The sequence below is a fragment of the Pseudomonas sp. NPDC088444 genome, assembly GCF_044900175.1.
Taxonomy (GTDB): Bacteria; Pseudomonadota; Gammaproteobacteria; order Pseudomonadales; family Pseudomonadaceae; genus Aquipseudomonas.
The window spans coordinates 41,779-60,200 of the sequence record NZ_JBJDNK010000007.1; the positions used below are offsets into that span (position 1 = coordinate 41,779).

The 18,422-nt window shown below is 59.3% G+C and carries 17 protein-coding genes; 10 read left to right on the top strand and 7 right to left on the bottom strand.

Annotated elements, in window-relative coordinates; translation table 11 throughout:
* The first annotated feature begins 25 nt into the window (after positions 1–25).
* The 5 genes from ACI2KB_RS15025 (at position 26) to groL (ending at position 4,809) form a co-directional block, all read left to right on the top strand.
* Positions 26–1,033, top strand: coding sequence for a DUF481 domain-containing protein (locus ACI2KB_RS15025; protein WP_404635795.1), 1,008 nt, complete (start codon positions 26–28; stop codon positions 1,031–1,033).
* A 235-nt stretch (positions 1,034–1,268) separates the two neighbouring features.
* A complete protein-coding gene (locus ACI2KB_RS15030) occupies positions 1,269–2,000 on the top strand; it encodes a HugZ family protein (RefSeq protein WP_404635797.1) in 732 nt (243 codons plus the stop codon).
* A gap of 66 nt (positions 2,001–2,066) precedes the next feature.
* A complete protein-coding gene (locus tag ACI2KB_RS15035; RefSeq protein WP_404635799.1) occupies positions 2,067–2,561 on the top strand; it encodes an FxsA family protein in 495 nt (164 codons plus the stop codon).
* A gap of 256 nt (positions 2,562–2,817) precedes the next feature.
* Complete coding sequence (locus tag ACI2KB_RS15040) at positions 2,818–3,111, top strand: co-chaperone GroES (RefSeq protein WP_274135953.1); 294 nt, start codon at positions 2,818–2,820, stop codon at positions 3,109–3,111.
* A gap of 51 nt (positions 3,112–3,162) precedes the next feature.
* Positions 3,163–4,809, top strand: a complete 1,647-nt coding sequence (gene groL / locus ACI2KB_RS15045) for a chaperonin GroEL (RefSeq protein WP_404635801.1) — start codon at positions 3,163–3,165, stop codon at positions 4,807–4,809.
* 123 nt (positions 4,810–4,932) lie between these two features.
* Here the strand turns inward: groL and ACI2KB_RS15050 are convergent, their stop codons facing one another.
* Positions 4,933–5,676 carry a phosphatase PAP2 family protein gene (locus tag ACI2KB_RS15050; protein ID WP_404635803.1) on the bottom strand — a complete coding sequence of 248 codons (744 nt, stop codon included), beginning with the start codon at positions 5,674–5,676 and terminating at the stop codon, positions 4,933–4,935.
* Between the two features lie 221 nt (positions 5,677–5,897).
* Here ACI2KB_RS15050 and colR point away from each other — a divergent pair, with 221 nt between their 5' ends.
* The 5 genes from colR to ACI2KB_RS15075 all read left to right on the top strand — a co-directional run bounded on the left by colR (position 5,898) and on the right by ACI2KB_RS15075 (position 9,675).
* A complete protein-coding gene (gene colR / locus ACI2KB_RS15055; protein ID WP_108236939.1) occupies positions 5,898–6,581 on the top strand; it encodes a two-component system response regulator ColR in 684 nt (227 codons plus the stop codon).
* Positions 6,571–7,851, top strand: coding sequence for a sensor histidine kinase (locus ACI2KB_RS15060; protein WP_404635805.1), 1,281 nt, complete (start codon positions 6,571–6,573; stop codon positions 7,849–7,851). Before colR ends, ACI2KB_RS15060 begins: the two co-directional genes overlap by 11 nt.
* Positions 7,852–8,058: 207 nt before the next feature.
* Positions 8,059–8,727: a class I SAM-dependent methyltransferase gene (locus ACI2KB_RS15065; protein ID WP_404635807.1), complete on the top strand. Its 669-nt coding sequence runs from the start codon at positions 8,059–8,061 to the stop codon at positions 8,725–8,727.
* Between the two features lie 4 nt (positions 8,728–8,731).
* Positions 8,732–9,451, top strand: coding sequence for a lipopolysaccharide kinase InaA family protein (locus tag ACI2KB_RS15070; RefSeq protein ID WP_404635809.1), 720 nt, complete (start codon positions 8,732–8,734; stop codon positions 9,449–9,451).
* The gene (locus ACI2KB_RS15075; RefSeq protein WP_404635811.1) at positions 9,448–9,675 is read left to right on the top strand and encodes a hypothetical protein; all 228 of its coding nucleotides are present in this window, start codon (positions 9,448–9,450) and stop codon (positions 9,673–9,675) included. Before ACI2KB_RS15070 ends, ACI2KB_RS15075 begins: the two co-directional genes overlap by 4 nt.
* A 114-nt stretch (positions 9,676–9,789) precedes the next feature.
* Here ACI2KB_RS15075 and ACI2KB_RS15080 read toward each other — a convergent pair whose 3' ends face one another.
* The 6 genes from ACI2KB_RS15080 to ACI2KB_RS15105 form a co-directional block, all read right to left on the bottom strand.
* On the bottom strand, positions 9,790–12,822 hold the full coding sequence (locus ACI2KB_RS15080) for a multidrug efflux RND transporter permease subunit (protein WP_404635813.1): 3,033 nt from the start codon (positions 12,820–12,822) through the stop codon (positions 9,790–9,792).
* A gap of 30 nt (positions 12,823–12,852) precedes the next feature.
* Positions 12,853–14,004: an efflux RND transporter periplasmic adaptor subunit gene (locus tag ACI2KB_RS15085; protein ID WP_404635815.1), complete on the bottom strand. Its 1,152-nt coding sequence runs from the start codon at positions 14,002–14,004 to the stop codon at positions 12,853–12,855.
* A 113-nt stretch (positions 14,005–14,117) separates the two neighbouring features.
* A complete protein-coding gene (locus ACI2KB_RS15090; protein WP_404635817.1) occupies positions 14,118–15,209 on the bottom strand; it encodes a DUF1513 domain-containing protein in 1,092 nt (363 codons plus the stop codon).
* A gap of 1 nt (position 15,210) precedes the next feature.
* Positions 15,211–16,275: an imelysin family protein gene (locus ACI2KB_RS15095; RefSeq protein ID WP_404635819.1), complete on the bottom strand. Its 1,065-nt coding sequence runs from the start codon at positions 16,273–16,275 to the stop codon at positions 15,211–15,213.
* Positions 16,276–16,302: 27 nt separating this feature from the next.
* On the bottom strand, positions 16,303–17,730 hold the full coding sequence (locus ACI2KB_RS15100; protein ID WP_404635821.1) for a di-heme oxidoredictase family protein: 1,428 nt from the start codon (positions 17,728–17,730) through the stop codon (positions 16,303–16,305).
* 111 nt (positions 17,731–17,841) lie between these two features.
* Positions 17,842–18,414 carry an AP2/ERF family transcription factor gene (locus ACI2KB_RS15105; protein WP_404635823.1) on the bottom strand — a complete coding sequence of 191 codons (573 nt, stop codon included), beginning with the start codon at positions 18,412–18,414 and terminating at the stop codon, positions 17,842–17,844.
* Between the last annotated feature and the right edge of the window lie 8 nt (positions 18,415–18,422).

Consider the following 18,422-nt stretch of genomic DNA (forward strand, 5'->3'; position numbering starts at 1 on the left):
GCCAGCCAGAGCCTTGTCTTCGCTTATGTTGTCCAGAACCCTGTTGTGCCTTGCCATTACCAGCGCCTCCACTCCTTTGCTTGCCGATACCGTCTGGTTGAAGAACGGCGACAAACTGACGGGGACCATCAAGGTCTTCGACGGCGGAAAGTTGCTGCTCAATACCAAGTATGCAGGCGATATTCCGCTGGACTGGAAAGAAGTCAAGACGCTGGAGAGTGAGCAGCACCTGCTGGTCAAACAGGACGCTTACACCGGCGAGATTTCCAAATCGTTGAAGGCAGCGGATGACGGCAAGGTCACCCTGGCCAACGGCGATGCGCCGAAGACCGTGGATCTGGCGAGCATTCAGCAAATCATGAAGCCCAAGCCGGTCGTCACCGATCTTGTCTGGAAGGGCAACATCGACGCGGCGCTGGACTTCCAGCGGGCAGACACCGACACCGACGACTACAACCTGGCCTTCAAAACCTCTGCGACCCATGGCCGCTGGCGCCATAACGCCAAGGGCGAATTCAACCGCGAGACGCAGGACGACACGACCACCACCAACAACTGGAGTGCCGAGTATTCCCTCGACCGCTTCATCACCGACAAGTTCTTCTGGGACGGCCGGATCACCTACAAGCATGACGGTATCGAAGATTTGCGCCGCCAGCGCACAGTCGGTACGGGACCGGGTTATCAGCTTTGGGATGACGAGTTGGGCGCATTCAAGATCGGCGCGTTGGTCAACCGGACGGACTTTGAATATTCCAATGGCTCGAAAGACAACTTTTACTCCGTTTCAGGTACGTGGGATTACAACCGTTACCTGATTGGCAAGAAGGTCGAATTCTTCACCAACGGCGAAGTGGGCAAACCGATCAGCGGTGTGGCGGATTACAGCCTCGATACGGAAGTGGGCCTGCGCTACAAGGTCACTGAATGGGCCTCGCTCAACGTCAAGGCCGAGAAAGACATCATCAGCGGCTCTGACGATGGTGATTTGAACAAGACCCGTTATACCGCAGGGTTTGGTGTGGCGTGGTAAGCCCTGTATCTAGACATAGCGGCTCCACGCTGTTGGTAGTCGCCGCTTAACCTGTGGGAGCCGGCTCCCACAGGTATTGCGCAAGGCTGGCCTTCTCTGAAATTTTTACGCAAATTTCCCGCAAAATCGTCACGTGCCTCCAATCTGGCACCCCTGAGCGATAACGATTATCGTGTGGGCCTCAGCCGCTGAGCGCTGTCCCACTCGTCGTTTTCATCTGTTCAGGAGCCTCATCATGAGCGCCAAAGCCAACCGGCAAGCCAGAGAGTTATTGCTCAAGGAATATCGCGGCGTGCTGTCGACTCATTCCAAGTCGATGCCCGGTTTCCCGTTTGGCTCGGTGGTGCCGTACTGCCTTGACGATCAGGGCCGTCCACTGATCCTGATCAGCCGCATCGCCCAGCACACCCACAACCTGCAGCGTGACCCCAAGTGTTCGATGCTGGTGGGTGAGCGTGAGGCAGAAGATGTTCAGGCCGTCGGTCGCGTAACGGTGATGGCCGAGGCGCAGAAGGTCACCGACCAGGCTGCGATCGAAGCTGCCGCCCAGCGCTACTACCGCTATTTCCCGGACTCCGAGAGCTATCACAGCGCCCACGATTTCGATTTCTGGGTGTTGGTGCCGGTGCGCTATCGCTACATCGGCGGTTTTGGCGCGATTCACTGGCTTGACGACGTCGCGCTGGCCAACCCGTTCGCCGGAGCTGCCGAAACGAGCATGGTCGAGCACATGAACGAGGATCACACCAAGGCCATCGCGCATTACGTCGAGTTGTCCGGGCTGCCCCAGACCGAACCGGCAGTATTGGTGGGTATCGACAGCGAAGGCATGCACTTGCGCATCGGCCAAAGCCTGTACTGGCTGGCGTTTGCGGAGTCTTGTAATACGCCGACACAAGTCCGCCAAGCCTTGGTGCAGCTGGCTCACGCGGAAAAATGGCCGACCGCTGAACCGACCGAAGCTTGAATTAACGACTTTGCGACTTCACCTAGTGTCTACTGGAAGCCTTACTTCCGTAGAGGAAACTATTTGATGCGCGCTTTTTTACTGCTTTTTTTGCTTTTTCCGGTGCTTGAGCTGTTCGTACTGGTGAAAGTCGGGATGTCGATCGGCTTTCTGCCGACCTTCCTACTGGTGGTCGCCGGGTCCATGCTCGGGTTCTTCGTCATGCGTGTCGCAGGCCTCGCGACGGCCATGAGCGCTCGCGAGAGCCTGGCGCGGGGCGAGTTGCCCGCGCAGCAGATGATGGATGGGCTGATGATGACGGTCGGCGGCGGCTTGCTGGTGTTACCTGGTTTCATCAGTGACGTGTTGGGGTTGATCTGTTTGATGCCGTTCACTCGTCGCTTGCTGGCCAACAAGGTGCGTCAGCGCGCCGAAGCGTCGGCCAATCGTCAGCGAGCTTTCGCCGATGATCTGCGTGCTGGTTCCATGCATCCGGGCGCTGGCCGTACGGGCGCTCGCCAGCCCGAGGTGATCGAAGGTGAAGTGATCGAAGGCGAATACGAGCCTGTCGACAAAAAGTGAATCCTGCCTGCGATTCGCGCGGCACCTTCGGGTGCCGTTTTCGTTTCAACGGCATGTGCCCGTTGAAAATTTTTTCTTCGCCCAGCCTTGTAATCATCTTGCCCGCCCCTATGTATGGGTCACCGTAAGGTTTCTGGCGCATTTCGCCAGACCGTATTCCGCGGTTCGCTCGCGAGCCGCAACCGGCAAGTCCGGAACGTTTTAGCCGCTCGGTGCCAACGCCGGACGTTCAAAAACCATAATTAGGAGATCGACAATGAAGCTTCGTCCTCTGCATGACCGCGTCGTAATCCGTCGCAGCGAAGAAGAAACCAAGACTGCTGGCGGTATCGTGCTGCCAGGTTCGGCTGCCGAGAAACCAAACCGTGGCGAAGTCATCGCCGTCGGCGCTGGTCGCATCCTGGACAACGGTGAAGTACGTGCGCTGGCCGTAAAAGTGGGTGACAAAGTGGTGTTCGGCCCTTACTCCGGCAGCAACACTGTGAAAGTAGACGGCGAAGACCTGCTGGTGATGAGCGAGAACGAAATCCTCGCCGTCGTTGAAGGCTGAGTCGATAAACCGCATTTCCCGCTACTACTAAGTATTTAAGGAATAACGATCATGGCTGCTAAAGAAGTTAAATTCGGCGACGCCGGCCGTAAGAAAATGCTGACTGGCGTAAACGTCCTGGCCGACGCTGTAAAAGCAACTCTGGGCCCGAAAGGCCGTAACGTTATCATCGAAAAAAGCTTCGGCGCTCCTCTGATCACCAAAGACGGTGTATCGGTAGCCAAAGAAATCGAGTTGAAAGACCGTTTCGAAAACATGGGCGCGCAGCTGGTCAAAGACGTTGCCTCCCGTGCCAACGACGACGCCGGTGACGGTACCACCACTGCAACCGTTCTGGCTCAAGCCATCGTCAACGAAGGCCTGAAAGCCGTCGCTGCCGGCATGAACCCAATGGACCTCAAGCGCGGCATCGACAAGGCCACCGTGGCCATCGTTGCTCAGCTCAAATCCCTGTCCAAGCCTTGCACCGACACCAAAGCCATCGCTCAGGTCGGCACCATCTCGGCCAACTCCGACAATTCCATCGGCGACATCATTGCCGAAGCCATGGAAAAAGTGACCAAAGACGGTGTGATCACCGTTGAAGAAGGTTCGGGTCTGGAAAACGAGCTGTCGGTCGTTGAAGGCATGCAGTTCGACCGTGGCTACCTGTCCCCGTACTTCATCAACAAGCCGGACACCATGGTGGCCGAGCTGGACAGCCCGCTGCTGCTGCTGGTCGACAAGAAGATCTCCAACATCCGCGAAATGCTGCCAGTCCTGGAAGCCGTTGCCAAAGCTGGCCGCCCTCTGCTGATCATCGCTGAAGACGTCGAAGGCGAAGCGCTGGCGACCCTGGTTGTGAACAACATGCGTGGCATCGTCAAAGTCGCTGCCGTCAAGGCACCAGGCTTCGGCGACCGTCGCAAGGCCATGCTGCAGGACATTGCTGTTCTGACCGGCGGTACCGTGATCTCCGAAGAAATCGGTCTGAGCCTGGAAAGCACCACCCTGGAGCACCTGGGTAACGCCAAGCGCGTTGTGCTGAACAAAGAAAATACCACCATCATCGACGGCGCTGGCAACAAGGCTGACATTGATGGTCGTATCGCTCAGATCCGTCAGCAAATCGGCGACACCTCGTCCGACTACGACAAAGAGAAGCTGCAAGAGCGTCTGGCCAAGCTGTCCGGCGGCGTTGCGGTGATCAAAGTCGGCGCCGGTTCCGAAGTCGAAATGAAAGAGAAGAAAGCCCGCGTTGAAGACGCCCTGCACGCAACCCGCGCAGCCGTCGAAGAAGGCGTGGTGCCTGGCGGTGGTGTAGCGCTGGTTCGCTCGCTGCAAGCCATCGCTGAGCTGAAAGGCGACAACGCCGATCAGAACGTCGGTATCGCCCTGCTGCGTCGTGCGGTTGAAGCGCCTCTGCGCCAGATCGTTGCCAACTCCGGCGACGAGCCAAGCGTCGTGGTCGACAAGGTCAAGCAGGGTTCGGGTAACTTCGGTTACAACGCTGCAACCGGCGAATACGGCGACATGATCGAAATGGGTATTCTGGACCCGGCCAAAGTGACTCGCTCTGCTCTGCAGGCGGCGTCCTCGATTGCCAGTCTGATGATCACCACCGAAGCGATGATCGCTGACGTGGCAGAAGACAAGCCAGCAGCTGGCGGCGGTATGCCAGACATGGGCGGCATGGGTGGCATGGGCGGCATGATGTAAGTCGGCCTTACCCGGATGCACAAAAAACCCCGCTTCGGCGGGGTTTTTTTATGGATGTCTGGCTTGGGGTTCTTACTCGGATGCCTTGGCGGGGGTTGCATCAGAGTTGCGATCTAACGCCAACTACCCAGAGACCGCCTCACCCGCCAAAGCCTTGTCTGATTTCCCCACCGGCCTATACAACACCGCGTAATACGCCCCCAGACAAATCAACCAGCAAAACACCGCCGTCCACACGTTGTGCGAAAAGAAGTGCGCGCCTTGCAGCATGCGGCCTACAGAGAACACCGTTCCCAAGCCAAACGCAAAGATCAGCCCCGCCTTGGCCAGACGTGGTTTGCGGTCTCTGAACACGAAGAACAGGGCGAACAGGGTAAAACCCGTCGCCGCATGCCCACCCGGCCAGCAGCGGCCCGGTTTGTCGGTCGGTGGACGAGGACTCAGCAGTTCGCTGTAGGTTTCCTCGCCACCAAACTGCGTAAGGCTCCACGGGCATTGAACGGACGTCACAGCCTTGACCGGTGTGACGAAGCTGGTCGACAGCGCCATCGACAGCACCATGCAACCCAACTCCCGTTTCCAAGGCTTTAGTGGCCCCACGAAAAACGATGCAACAAATCCTGCGAGCGACAACACGCCCAAGGTGATGACCACCTGTTTGGCGCGGTCGTGCAGGATGTTTTCCAGAAAGTAACTGTGTTTGCCGATGAACTCCCCTGCGGCCGGATCGTAGGCCATTTGGGCGAGGTTCATGTCCAGCGAGGTCAGTTCCAGCAACAACAGGGCGATGGCGGTCACCACCGGGATGCCCAGATACACCCACAAATTGATCGGGCGCGAAGCGGGCCGTTCGAGAACTTCAGACATGTTGGATTCCGTGTGATGGAGAGGAGCCCCTCGTTAGCATTTGGCAGTCTGAGCGGCAGGCTGTCGCGTCGCTGTGAATCACGGGTGAAAAAAACGTTATGTGCCTCGGCGCTGGCCCTCGGGCGAAGTTGGCCGTAAGCTGCCGCCAACTCTGACCTCATTGAGTGCGCGTTCCGACGCGGCCGGGTCATAGCGACAACTGCATACGGAGACATGCGCCCATGAGAATTCTGCTGGTTGAAGACAACCGCGACATCCTGGCAAACCTGGCTGACTACCTGGGGTTGAAGGGGTATACCGTCGATTGCGCGCAAGATGGCTTGTCCGGCCTGCACCTGGCCGCAACCGAGCATTACGACCTGATCGTGCTCGACATCATGCTGCCGGGCATCGACGGTTACACGCTGTGCAAACGCCTGCGCGAGGACGCCCGTCGCGACACGCCAGTGATCATGCTGACCGCTCGTGACCAGCTTGATGATCGTTTGCAGGGCTTCCGCTCCGGTGCGGACGACTATCTGCTCAAACCCTTCGCGTTGTCGGAACTGGCGGCGCGTATCGAAGCGGTGCTGCGTCGTGCGCAAGGCGGCGGGCGTCGCACGCTGCAAGTCGCCGACCTGGTCTACGACCTCGACACGCTGGAAGTGACCCGCGAGGGGCGCATGCTCAAGCTCAACCCGGTCGGCCTCAAGTTGCTGGCGGTCCTGATGCAGAAAAGCCCTCACGTCTTGCGTCGGGAAATTCTCGAAGAGGCGCTGTGGGGCGACGATTGCCCGGACAGCGACAGCCTGCGTAGCCATGTGCACCAGTTGCGTCAGGTGATCGACAAGCCGTTCGCCAAACCGCTGCTGCAAACGGTACATGGTGTCGGCTATCGCTTGGCTGAGGGCCGCGATGGAGTTTAAGCAGAGCCTTGCCCAGCGCATCATCATCGCGTTTGCCTTGATGAGTGCGCTGGTGGCCGGTTCGTTCGCGATGGGCATCGTGGCGACCGTCCATCTGGTCGAAGAAAAGCTGATTTCTGCGGGGCTGGGGGGGGATTTGACCCGTCTGCTGCTGATGGACAGCGTTGAAGACTGGAGTCATCGCCCCGAGCCGGATCAGTTGTTTTATTTCAGCGGCGGTCCGGGAGATTTCGAGCTACCCAAAGACCTGCGTCATCTGGAGCCTGGTTTTCACGAAGTATTTCGTGGGCCGCTGTCCTATCACGCGATGGTTGAGGTGGTCGATGGCCGCCATTACGTGCTGTTGCAAGACCAAAGCGATTTCGAGGAGCGCGAGCGTGTGCTCTTTGCTGTCGTGCTTGTCGGTTTCGTACTGGCGCTGGCGTTGGCCGTGGTCCTGGGCTGGATTCTCGCTCGTCGGGTCATGGCGCCTGTGGTGCGGCTGGCGCGACAAGTGCGTCATCGCGACCAATTGCTGGGGCTGGCGCCACCGCTGGCACCGGACTACGCGGCAGATGAGGTGGGCGAACTGGCCGTCGCGTTCGATGCCACGTTGGGACGCCTGCGCGATGCTCTGACCCGCGAGCGGATGTTCACCAGCGACGTGAGCCACGAATTGCGCACGCCGTTGATGGTGCTGGCCAGCTCTTGTGAACTGTTGCTGGAAAATCCCGCACTCGATCAGCGCGCCCGTGCGCAAGTCGAGCGAGTAGGGCGCGCCTGCGAGGAAATGCGCGACTTGGTGCAGACCTTCCTGATGCTGGCCCGCACACAACGCGACGATGCCGGATTGAATCCGCAGTTGTCTCTGCAAGGGGCCGCGCAACAGTTGCTGACGCTCTGGCGTGATCCGATCGAAACCAAGGGGCTGCGTCTGGATTACTTCCCGGACAACGCGTCTCAAGGCACCTACAACGCTACATTCCTGTATGCCGTGATGGGTAACCTGCTGCGCAACGCACTGCATTACACCGATCACGGGTTCATTCGCCTGACGCTGCTGCCCAATGGCTTCACGGTTGAGGATTCGGGTGTCGGTATCCCGGAAGAAAAGCGCGAGGCCATGTTTCAACCTTTTGTGCGCGGCAATGAAAAGCGCGGCGAAGGACTGGGGCTGGGACTTTCGCTGGTTCAGCGGATTTGCGAAAACCAGGGGTGGACCGTCAGCCTCGATACCATGGAGCCCAACGGGTGCTGTTTCACTGTCGAGTTTAAAAAGGCCGCTGCCTGACAGCCTTGTCAGTGAATGGCCTTTCAATGTATCGGCAGTGTAAATATTGCTGCGATCATTCAGGTTGTGGCCATATGCTAGCCCTATCTTCTGGAAAAACCTCGTAACATTTGTGCTTGTCAGGGGACGTTTTTTTCACATTCACGTGACCTGAGGATGACGTTAATCCACCTACTTTTGGCCGTATCACCTTCAGGAGAGGCGGCCATGAGCAAGCGGATTGAGTTAGATTTCTCGCGCAAATACGACGACGAACACGCAAAAAAATATTTACGCAAACACAGGGACGGATTGGCGCGGCGGTTGTCTGACCATCGCGACAAGCAGCTGGCCCGCCGCGCACTGGCGTTGGCAGGCGAACCTGGTCTGGTGCTGGACTTGCCGTGTGGGGCCGGGCGTTTCTGGCCATTGCTGGCGGAAAAGGCCAACCGGGTCATCATCGGCGCCGATAACTCGGCCTCCATGGTCAAGACCGCTTGCAATTCGCAACCGGCTGAAGTGGTGAAACGGGTACAACCCTTGCAGACCTCTGCATTCGCCATCGACATGCCAGACAATGCAGTGGACAGCATCTTTTGCATGCGCCTGTTGCACCACGTCGGCAAGGCCGAGGACAGAGCCGTGTTGCTCAGGGAGTTTCATCGGGTCACTCGCGACAGCGTGATCATTTCGCTCTGGGTGGATGGCAATTTCAAAGCCTGGAAACGCAAGCGCGCCGAGCGTAACCGTCATCAAGAGGGTTACCAGAACCGCTTCGTGTTACCGGTGAACACAGTAGAAGCCGAATTCGAACAGGCAGGATTTCGCATCCAGGATCGTCTGGACTTCCTGCCGTTGTACGCCATGTGGCGTGTGTATCTATTACGTAAGAGGTAACAGGATGGCCGTGGATTTCGCAGCAGAGTTGACCCTTCCCGCCAAGGACCGTTTTGCCTATTTCTGGAACACCAAAGGCGAGTGGGTGGAAGAGCCCAACGTGCGCCGTGGTGGTGAAAGTGGCGTGCAACGCGTCGTGTCGGAGAATGGCCGCTTGCTGTACGTGAAGCGGCAGGTCGGTCACATCTACCGCAGTTGGCTGCATCCATTCGGCCGCCCGACGGTCTTGCGTGAGCGCGATGCCCTCGAAGGCCTGCGTCAGCTCAACGTCAACGTACCGCGCATGGTGTTCTGTGGTGCTGAGCGCGATGAAAACAACGAGTGGCGCGCGCTGTTGGTCACCGCGTCGCTGGACGGTTTCGACGAATTTGAAAACTGGCTCAAGGCCGGTGGTCGTGAGCAATATGGCGAGGCCGTTTACGAGCAAATGCTCAAGGAACTGGCCGAGAACCTGGCGCGTATGCACAAGGGGCGCTGGCAGCACAGTTGCATCTACATCAAGCACGTTTTCGTCCGCGTGGTCGGTGAAGGCGCAAACGCCAAGCCTGAAGTGGCGCTTCTGGACCTGGAGAAATGCCGCCAGCGCCTGACCGCTTATGGCGCGGCCCAGCACGACATGAAACAACTGCGTCGCCACTCGTCGTTTGCGTCGGCGGACTGGAGCAAGCTCGTCTATTTTTACGAAACGGCGTTTGGCAGCCCCATCAAAGGTTTAGATCGATGAAGTTAGAAGTCGCTCGAGGTTTGTTTCTGGTTGGAGCGTTAGGCATCGCATCCATAGCCATGGCGGCGTGGGAAACCCCCAAACCGAAGATCCTGAGCGCAGTCCACGGCGAGGGCCAATGCGCCCTCCCGCGTGTGGCGAAGGCTGAATCGCCCGTACGTCCGGATCATGATTTGCTGTTGTTGATGTTTGGGTTGGCGCAGGGGACGAGGGGGCAGAACTGAGGTTGGGTGGGGTTTTTGAGAGTGGTTGGCTCTGGAATCTCACTCTGTTGCCCTGTCGGGCCTATTCGCCAGCAAGCTGGCGAATAGGCCCGACAGGGCAACAATGTGGCCACCTCACGCTAACCTCTTATCCCTCCCCGCCAACACCGTATAAACACACGGCAACACAATCAGCGTAAACAACGTCCCCACCGACATCCCCACCGCGATCACCAGTCCGATATCGAACCGGCTCACAGCCCCCGCGCCTGTCGCCAGGATCAACGGCACCATGCCGAACACCATCGCCGCCGTGGTCATCAACACCGGCCGCAGGCGAATCGCTGCTGCTTCTTCCACCGCCTCACGGGCGGTCAGTCCTTTGTCCTTGCGCAACTGGTTGGCGAATTCAACGATCAGAATCCCGTGCTTGCTGATCAACCCGATCAACGTCACCAGCCCGACCTGGGTGTAGATGTTCAGCGTCGACACCCCAAGGAACAGAGGAATCAGCGCGCCGCAGATCGACAACGGCACGGTCACCAGAATCACCAGCGGATCGCGGAAGCTTTCGAACTGCGCCGCGAGCACCAGAAAGATAATCGCCAGCGCCAGGCCAAAGGTGACCCACAGTGCATTGCCCTCCTGAACGAACTGGCGGGAGGTCCCCGCATAGTCGTAGGCGAAACCGGCGGGCGCTTCTTCGATAGCGATCTGCCGAACCGTTTCGATGGCCTCACCCATGCTCACCAGCGGGAACCCGGAAATAATCGCCGAGTTGAGCTGCTGGAACTGATTCAACTGACGTGGACGAGCCCGATCGCTGACCTTGATCAGCGTCGACAATGGCAGCATCGTGCCTTCGGCGTTTTTCACGTAATAATTGGACAGCCACTGCGGGTTGTCGCGATAGGCCCGCTCCACCTGCGCGATGACTTTATAACTGCGGCCATCGATGGTGAACCGGTTGATCTCCGCCTCACCGAGCAACGTGGCAAGGCTGCCGCCCAGGTCCTGCATCGACACGCCCATTTGTGCGGCCTTGGCGCGATCGATGTCGACCACCACTTCCGGTTTGTCGAACGCCAGATCGAGGTCGAGAAACGCGAACTTGCCGGATTCGGTCGCACGTTTCTTGATGCGGTTGACCACCTCCAGTAGCGCCGCATAGTCGTTAGGGGTGTTGATCACGAACTGGAAGGGCAGGCCCTCGCCCGTGCCCGGCAATGAAGGCAGGTTGAAACCGAAAATCTGCAGCCCGGTGATCTGTTCCAGCTTGGCCTGCACTTCGGGCAACAATTGCATCTGCGTGCGTTTGCGTTCATCCCACGGTTTGAGCAGGAAACCGCCCACGCCGGTCTGTACACCATTGAAACCGTTGATCTGGAACGACGAGTAATACTCCGGGAACGCCTTGAAGATGTCGATGAACTGCTGGGTGTACTTGTTCATGTAATCGAGGTTGGTCGGCTGCGGCGACGTGGCCATCATGAAAATGATGCCCTGATCCTCGTCCGGCGCCAGTTGCGACTGACTGAACTTGAGGAACACTGGAATCAGGCACAGCACCAGCACAGCGAACACGATAACCACCGGGCGGGTGTTCAGCGTGCCGTGCAACAGCCGCTGATAGCGCACTTTCAGGCCGTCGAAAATCTGATCGAGCTTGTGGGCCAGCCCGCTGGGGTTTCCATCGTGGCGCAGCAGCATGGCGCACATCATCGGTGACAGCGTCAGGGCGACGATCCCGGAAATCACCACCGCACCGGCCAGCGTCAGCGCGAACTCCTTGAACAGGGCGCCGGTCAGGCCTTCAAGAAAACCGATGGGCGCATAAACGGCCGCCAACGTGATGGTCATCGAGACCACCGGCATGGCGATTTCCCGCGCGCCTTCTAATGCTGCATTCAACGGCGTTTTGCCTTCCTCGATGTGGCGATGAATGTTCTCCACCACCACGATGGCATCGTCGACGACAAGGCCAATCGCGAGCACCATCGCCAACAGTGTCAGCAGGTTGATCGAGTAGCCCATCATTTGCATGAAGAACAACACCCCGATCATCGACAGCGGAATGGTGATCACCGGGATCAGCACCGAACGCAGTGCGCCCAGAAACAGGAACACCACGACGATCACGATCAGCACCGCTTCGATCAGGGTTTTCACCACCTCATGGATCGATGCCTGAATGAACAGCGTGGCGTCGTAAGCGATGGAGGCTTTCAGGCTAGGCGGCAACTGGCTTTCCAGTTCCGGCATGATCCGCCGCACTTCCTTGATCACGTCCAACGGGTTGGAACTGGGCGTGCCCTTGATGCCGATGTAGACCGACGGTGTGCCATCGAACGAACTGACGGTGTCGTAGTTTTCCGCACCCATCTCGACCCGCGCCACATCGCCGAGCAGCACGCGGCTGTTGCCCACCGTCTTCAACGGGATCGCGGCGAAGGTTTCCGGGGATTTGAGATCGGTGGTGGCGTTGACGCTGGTGACCACGTATTCGCCTTTCACCTCGCCTGCCGCCGAAAGGAAGTTGTACTTGCGCACGGCGTCAGTGACGTCATTGGCGGTCAGGCCAAAGCCTGCCAGTTTCACTGGGTCCAGCCACAGACGCATGGCGAACACCTGATTGCCAAGGATCTCGGCTTCGGCCATGCCCGGCAGCGTAGCGAGCTTGGGCTGGATGACCCGCGACAGGTAGTCGGTGATCTGGGGGTTGTTCAGCTCCGAGCTGTAGAAACTGATGTACATCAGCGCCGAGGCGTCAGCCGCTTCTTTGCTCAGCACCGGGTCTTCGGCGTCCTGAGGCAACTTGTTCTTCACCTCGTTGGCTTTGGCCAACAGTTCGGTGTAAAGGCGGTCGCTGTTGGAACCGATGCGCGCGTAGATCGAGATCACCGAGAAGTTCTGGCGACTGACCGAGGTCATGTAGTCGATGCCTTCGGCGCTGGCCAGACTTTGCTGTAACGGTTGCGTGATGTAGCCCTGAATGGTTTCGGCATTGGCGCCGGGGTAAGCCGTGGTGACGGTGATCAGCGCGTTTTCCATCTGCGGGTACTGGCGGATGGTCAGTTTGCTGAAAGCCTGAAAACCCAGCAGCACGATCAACAGGCTGATCACGCTGGCGAGCACAGGGCGTCGGATGAACGGGTCTGTAAATGCCATGAAAAAAGCTCCTTCGAACAGTCGCCAGGGTCAGTCAACCTTGGGCTGGTCGCGCTGTTCGACGGGGGCTGCCGAATCGGCACTGATGGCGACAGGGGTGCCGTTGTCCAGCTTCAACTGGCCACCGGTCACCACTTGTTCGCCCACTTTCAAGCCTTTGCGGATGATCACCTGCCCGCCACGGCGCTCGCCGGTTTCGACGAAACGGCGCTCCACGGCCAGCAGCGGCTCACCTTTGGCGTTCTTTTCAGGCTGGCCATTGGCGTCTTTTTTCGGGGTGATGACGAACACCGAATTGCCGTAAAGGGTGTAGGTGATGGTGCTTTCGGGGACGACCAGCTCTTGGGTGTCCTGCCCCAGAATGACCTGCAAGTTGGCGAACATGCCCGGCAGCAGTTTGCTGTCCGGGTTGGGCAGGGTTGCGCGTACCAGCACGTTACGCGTGGCGTCTTCGACCTTGGGGTTGATTGCACTGATGCTGGCGTTGAAGCTTTCATCGGGGAAGGCCGCGACGCTGACTTGAACCTGCTGGCCGATGCTCAGTTTCGGCAGCATTTGCTCGGGCACATAGAAGTCGGCGTAGAGGCTGCTCAAATCCTGCAACGTGGCGATGACTGTGCCGCTGGCGAGGTAGTCGCCCACATCCACCTGGCGAATGCCGATGGTGCCGCTGAAAGGCGCGAGGATGCGCTTCTTGGCCAGTGAGGCGTTGAGTTGCGCGACGGTGGCTGCGGCCTTTTTCTGCGTGGCGGCCAGTTTGTCGAACTCGCCTTTGGAAATGGCCGCGTCGCCCACCAGCTTGCTGCCCCGTGCGTAGTCGACCTGCGCCAGACCCAGATCCGCCTCGGCGGTGCCCAGCAGGCCTTTTTCCACATCGCTGTCGAGTTGCAGAAGTGGCTGGCCGAGTTTGACCTTTTGCCCTGATTCGAACTGAAGCGCTTTGACTGTCCCGGCGACCTCCAGACTCAGGTTCACGCCTTGCAATGCCTTGAGGCTGCCAATGGCAGGCAGGCGGTTTTGCCAGGCTCGGGATTCAACGACAGCCACCGCGACATTGATTGGCGGTTTTGGGGCAGAGAACTGCTGGATTTGCTGATAAATCGAGAATGCCTTGTACCCGCCCAGGGCCAGCACCACGATCAGGACAACTCCCAACATGATCAACATGCGGCGACGCAACATATTCCACTTCCTTGGAAAACAGATGAATCAGGCGAGCACGGTAGTCGCGTCGCGGGTTTGTTGCCAGTGCTCGTTGCGGTTTTGGTGGGCTCACTCCTACAGGGGGATAGGGGTTAAACCAAATGCAAATGGTTGTCCCACAACCCCGCAGGCAGCTCCAACGGCTGTGCCACCAATGCACTCTGGCGGCAATCATAAAACCTGCAACGACCCTGGCCTGAAGTCACCACGAAGCCATCCGCCACCGCGCCGACCCCGGCACAATCCGGCAACGGCGCATCGAGGCGCACGGCGCCGCTGTCCAGGTCCCAAATGAAGAAACGATTACCACGCGGCGCTGTTAATGCCACCAGCCGCAATTCGTTATGAATCGCCACGCTGGCGGTGTAATGGGCCATGGCCTGTAACTGCTGCTCGGCCACCGGAAATGCCTGAAACGGTTGCCCCGGACGTTTGATCGCCAACAGCTCGGCAGACTCATGAGATGGCCCCATGAACTGCTGCCCGGCGACGATGGTGCCGTCGCTGGCGATCGCCATGTGGCGCACGCTGTTCATCTGCTGTGACAGGGTTTCCTTGCTCAGCAGGGTGCCGTCACGCTGCATCAGCACCAGGCTCGGCTCCATCGCGTTGAGGTTCATCTCGACCCGGCTTTCCGCTTCGGTGCGAATGCCGCCATTGGCCACCACCAGGGTTTCGCCGTCCGGCAGCCAGGAGACCTGATGCGGGCCGATGCCGTGGGTGGAGATTTCGCCGTTGTGCTCCAGACGCTCACCAACGAACCGGTAAACGCCCAACACGCCACGCCCCGGATCAGTGGTGTCGTTCTCGGTGGCGTACAGCCATTCGCCGCCTTTGTGGATGACGGCGTGGCCGTAGAAATGCCGGTTCGGTTGCGAGGTGATGGTTTGCAGCAAGTGCCCATCGCGCAGGTCGATCAGGTAGCTTTCCGTTCCAGGGCGCCGGGCGACGAACAACGCAATCGGCAGTTCCGGGTGATTGATGATGTCGTGGCAACGCTGGGCGACCTGCGTGGCGAACACTTGAGTGCCGTCCACGCGATAGCCGACGGCATAGTGCTGGCCGTTGCCGTCATCGCGGGCGGACAGCAGCAACGGGCTTTCACCTTTTTTCCTGAACAGCGTCCAGCCCCCCAGCGTGCACGCGCTGAGGACCAGACTGCCAAGGGCCTGACGTCGCAACATATCAGTCACCATCGTTGGCATTGAAACCGAGCTGGATGCCCAACGCCTTGGCCAGTTCGCCTTCATGCAGGCGGTGGACGACGTTGAGGCTGTCGTAGAACGCGTTCAATTGTTGGCGACCCTGTTCGGTGGCCAGCAGTTCGACCAGCGGCGGCTTCAACGCGGCCAGTTGTTTGCGGCTTTCAGCGTAAGCGGCGTCGATCTTGTCGGCCAACGGTTTCTGCTCAGCGGGCAACAGGCCGCGCAGGCCCTTGTTGTCCACACCCGACCACACCGTTTCAGCGCTGTCCAGGCTGGCTTGCAGACTGCTCAACGAGGCCTTGCTGCGCCAGGCATCGGCCTGGAACGGCTGCGGTACGCCTTTGGATTGACGGCCCAGCGGCGTGCCGAGTTTCTTCTTCAGGGTGTCGAGGGCGGTCACTTGCACGCGCAGCAATTCGGCGATGGCTTCGTGAGAATCGGCGTAGCGCTGGTTCGGGAATTTGCTCAGTTGGGCGAGCATGCCGTCGGTGCTGTTCCAACTGTTGAGGATTTCCTCGGCCAGAGTCTTCTGACGTTCGCCGATGGCGGTCAGCAGCGGGCAGTACTGGGCTTTCTGTTCGGCGTTGGCCATGTCGATTTCAGCGTCGAACAGGATGTATTCATAAGCCGACAGCCCCTGCACCACGACGCTGGACTTGGCCAGTGCTTCTGCCGTGATGTGCGGCTGCGCGGTGACCAGTTGTTCGACCTGACGCCCGACGAGGTTCTTCTTGTCCGGCCAGAACTGGATCTGCCAGGAGCGATTGCCCTCGGCCAGCGGGCCAATCAGCAATGGCTGCAATTGGGCCCAGGCCTTTTGCGCATGAAGGAAATCGGCGCGGGCGGTGTCCAGATCGGTCTTGCCCTGACAAAACGCCAGCGCGCTGACCGCCAGTTGCCGGTCGGCGTCAACCCAGCGGCTGTATGTCGGCAGGATCACCTGCTTGGCGATGGCCGCAGACGTCACGGCCTGCGGGTCCGATGGCGCACAGGCACCCAGCGCAAGCGCAGCGAGGCTGGTGAACAACAGCTTGGGACGGAACATGTCCGGCTCCTTTTTGTAAAAGTACGATTAAAGAGAATTCAGAAACGCCAGCAACGCTGCCCGCTGCCCCGCGTCGAACGCCAACACCTGCCGCTGCGCAGGCAATGCCTCGCCGCCATGCCACAACACGGCTTCCATCAGATTGCGCGCACGCCCGTCGTGCAGGAATTGCGTATGGCCGCTGACGCTTTGGGTCAACCCAATGCCCCACAAGGGGGGCGTTCGCCACTGCTGGCCGCGGGCCTGGAATTCGCTGAGGTTGTCCGCCAGGCCTTCACCCATGTCGTGCAGCAACAGGTCGGTATAAGGGCGGATGACTTGATTGGCCAGCTCCGGCTCGGCAGCGTCGGCAGTTGTTGTGAACTGTGGTGTGTGGCACTGCTGGCAACCGGCCCTGAAGAACAGGTTTTTACCTTGCAGCACCTGTGGGTCGCCGACATCACGACGGGCTGGAACCCCAAGGTTACGGGTGTAAAAGGTGATCAGCCGAAGGATGTTGTCGCTGACTTCCGGCTCGCCATTGGGGCCGCCGCCGTGAGGCGCCTCTAGGCAATCCGTCTGAAACACCGTGCAGTCGTCAGCGAGTTTGAGGCGTGAAGTCAGGCCCATGTCTCCGGCGAGCGCATGAGCGTTCTGTTGATTCACGCTGGGTTGCGATGCTTTCCAGCCGAAGCGACCGAGCACGGTTTTCTGCTGCGCTTCATCCCAGACCCAATTTGGGGTGCCGGTGATGCCGGTGCCGTTTTTATTATCGGGGTTGGCGTTGGCCAGAATTGACGCCTCGGGGATCGCTTCGAGCAGACCCAGACCAATCATCGGCGGGGCGATTCGGGCCGAAGCGCGGGTTTGCGGGTGCATTGCGCCATAGCCGAGCTGGGTGATCTGCAGGGTCGGGCGGCGCAGTTGAACCGGCGTGCCATCGCGAAAGTGCACCGTCAGTGAGTCGTAGTCGACGCGCACCTTGCCTTCGGGAGGCACGCCGGGAACCGCCATGTCCTGCAGTTGCATGCCGTACACCGGTTCTGGCGTCAGGCCCCATCGTGTCAGGCGTTCGGTGCGCGCGGGGTCATCGGGAATCGACAGGCGTACCAGCATCGACACGGCGTTGTCCGCACCAGGTTCGGGTGGATGCCCGCGACCGTCCCGGATGTGGCAATTCTGGCAGGCGTTGGTATTGAACAGAGGGCCGAGGCCGTCTCGTGCGGTGGTCGTCGAAGGGGCGATCACCCAAGGGTTGCGAAAGAAGCTGTTGCCGACGCTGAAGTCCAGGCGTCGTTCGGGCGACAGGTTGCCCGAGGGCAGGGCGAAGGCGTTGCGATCGCTGCGGCTCACGGTGGCAGCACCACCGGATTGGGCTTCGCCAGGCTCGGCAGCGGTGAAACGCGGGGCGTCATCACACCCGCCGAGGGCCGAAGCCATCAGCAGGAACAGCGAAAGACGGAACCTCGCAGTCATACATACCTGCAAAAAAGGGGGGAATCGGGGCGGGCAAGCTTACCAGCCCCGTGTTGGCCTAATAAGAGGGATTTGCGTTTGTAAGCGCCTCTCGAAACGTGTTGTAACTAATTACCCAGCGCCCGGTATCGCGGTTTCGAGGTTTCCGAATCCGGTAATTTCCAGTGATGGATTCTCCACCATGAGTTGCATGAGGCGACGCTCGCCCTCGACCACCTTGAAACAGCGATACTCGCCGATGCTGTCGAGCTGACGCTCTCTCTCCCGGATGGCCAGCTCTTTCGCCCGCTCATAGCCGTAATATTCGACGCGGAAGGATTTGGTCACGCTGCTGCCGTTGCGTAACGTCGTGCGGGCTACCCAGTAGGCGATTCCGGTGTAGCAGCGGTAGTGCACGCCCGGATAGCCGCTGGTGTTGGTTGCAATGATGCGTTGGCGGATGTCTCGGCTGAGTTTGGGCAGGTGGGTCAGCATCAGTTCGTCACGACATGCATCAGCGGCTCTTCTTGCGGCCTCGCGCCCTCCGTATCGAGAGAATGAGAACAGGCGGTTGAGGGTTCGGCCGTCGCGGTAGATCGTCACTTTCCATGCTCGCGGCCCGTTGATTCCGACCAACAGGTGGATTCCGTAATCGTTGGCTTTGAGTGTGTTGACGCGACGCCTTTTCTTGTTTCCTTTCGGCACGGTCTGTC

What these genes read in the sequence shown, in the direction of transcription:
- ACI2KB_RS15090 (WP_404635817.1), bottom strand. Translation starts at nt 15,209, where the DNA reads ATGTTGCGACGTCAGGCCCTTGGCAGTCTGGTCCTCAGCGCGTGCACG.
- groL (WP_404635801.1), top strand. Translation starts at nt 3,163, where the DNA reads ATGGCTGCTAAAGAAGTTAAATTCGGCGACGCCGGCCGTAAGAAAATG.
- ACI2KB_RS15070 (WP_404635809.1), top strand. Translation starts at nt 8,732, where the DNA reads ATGGCCGTGGATTTCGCAGCAGAGTTGACCCTTCCCGCCAAGGACCGT.
- ACI2KB_RS15065 (WP_404635807.1), top strand. Translation starts at nt 8,059, where the DNA reads ATGAGCAAGCGGATTGAGTTAGATTTCTCGCGCAAATACGACGACGAA.
- ACI2KB_RS15075 (WP_404635811.1), top strand. Translation starts at nt 9,448, where the DNA reads ATGAAGTTAGAAGTCGCTCGAGGTTTGTTTCTGGTTGGAGCGTTAGGC.
- ACI2KB_RS15095 (WP_404635819.1), bottom strand. Translation starts at nt 16,275, where the DNA reads ATGTTCCGTCCCAAGCTGTTGTTCACCAGCCTCGCTGCGCTTGCGCTG.
- colR (WP_108236939.1), top strand. Translation starts at nt 5,898, where the DNA reads ATGAGAATTCTGCTGGTTGAAGACAACCGCGACATCCTGGCAAACCTG.
- ACI2KB_RS15035 (WP_404635799.1), top strand. Translation starts at nt 2,067, where the DNA reads ATGCGCGCTTTTTTACTGCTTTTTTTGCTTTTTCCGGTGCTTGAGCTG.
- ACI2KB_RS15050 (WP_404635803.1), bottom strand. Translation starts at nt 5,676, where the DNA reads ATGTCTGAAGTTCTCGAACGGCCCGCTTCGCGCCCGATCAATTTGTGG.
- ACI2KB_RS15080 (WP_404635813.1), bottom strand. Translation starts at nt 12,822, where the DNA reads ATGGCATTTACAGACCCGTTCATCCGACGCCCTGTGCTCGCCAGCGTG.
- ACI2KB_RS15085 (WP_404635815.1), bottom strand. Translation starts at nt 14,004, where the DNA reads ATGTTGCGTCGCCGCATGTTGATCATGTTGGGAGTTGTCCTGATCGTG.
- ACI2KB_RS15030 (WP_404635797.1), top strand. Translation starts at nt 1,269, where the DNA reads ATGAGCGCCAAAGCCAACCGGCAAGCCAGAGAGTTATTGCTCAAGGAA.
- ACI2KB_RS15060 (WP_404635805.1), top strand. Translation starts at nt 6,571, where the DNA reads ATGGAGTTTAAGCAGAGCCTTGCCCAGCGCATCATCATCGCGTTTGCC.
- ACI2KB_RS15100 (WP_404635821.1), bottom strand. Translation starts at nt 17,730, where the DNA reads ATGACTGCGAGGTTCCGTCTTTCGCTGTTCCTGCTGATGGCTTCGGCC.
- ACI2KB_RS15025 (WP_404635795.1), top strand. Translation starts at nt 26, where the DNA reads ATGTTGTCCAGAACCCTGTTGTGCCTTGCCATTACCAGCGCCTCCACT.
- ACI2KB_RS15040 (WP_274135953.1), top strand. Translation starts at nt 2,818, where the DNA reads ATGAAGCTTCGTCCTCTGCATGACCGCGTCGTAATCCGTCGCAGCGAA.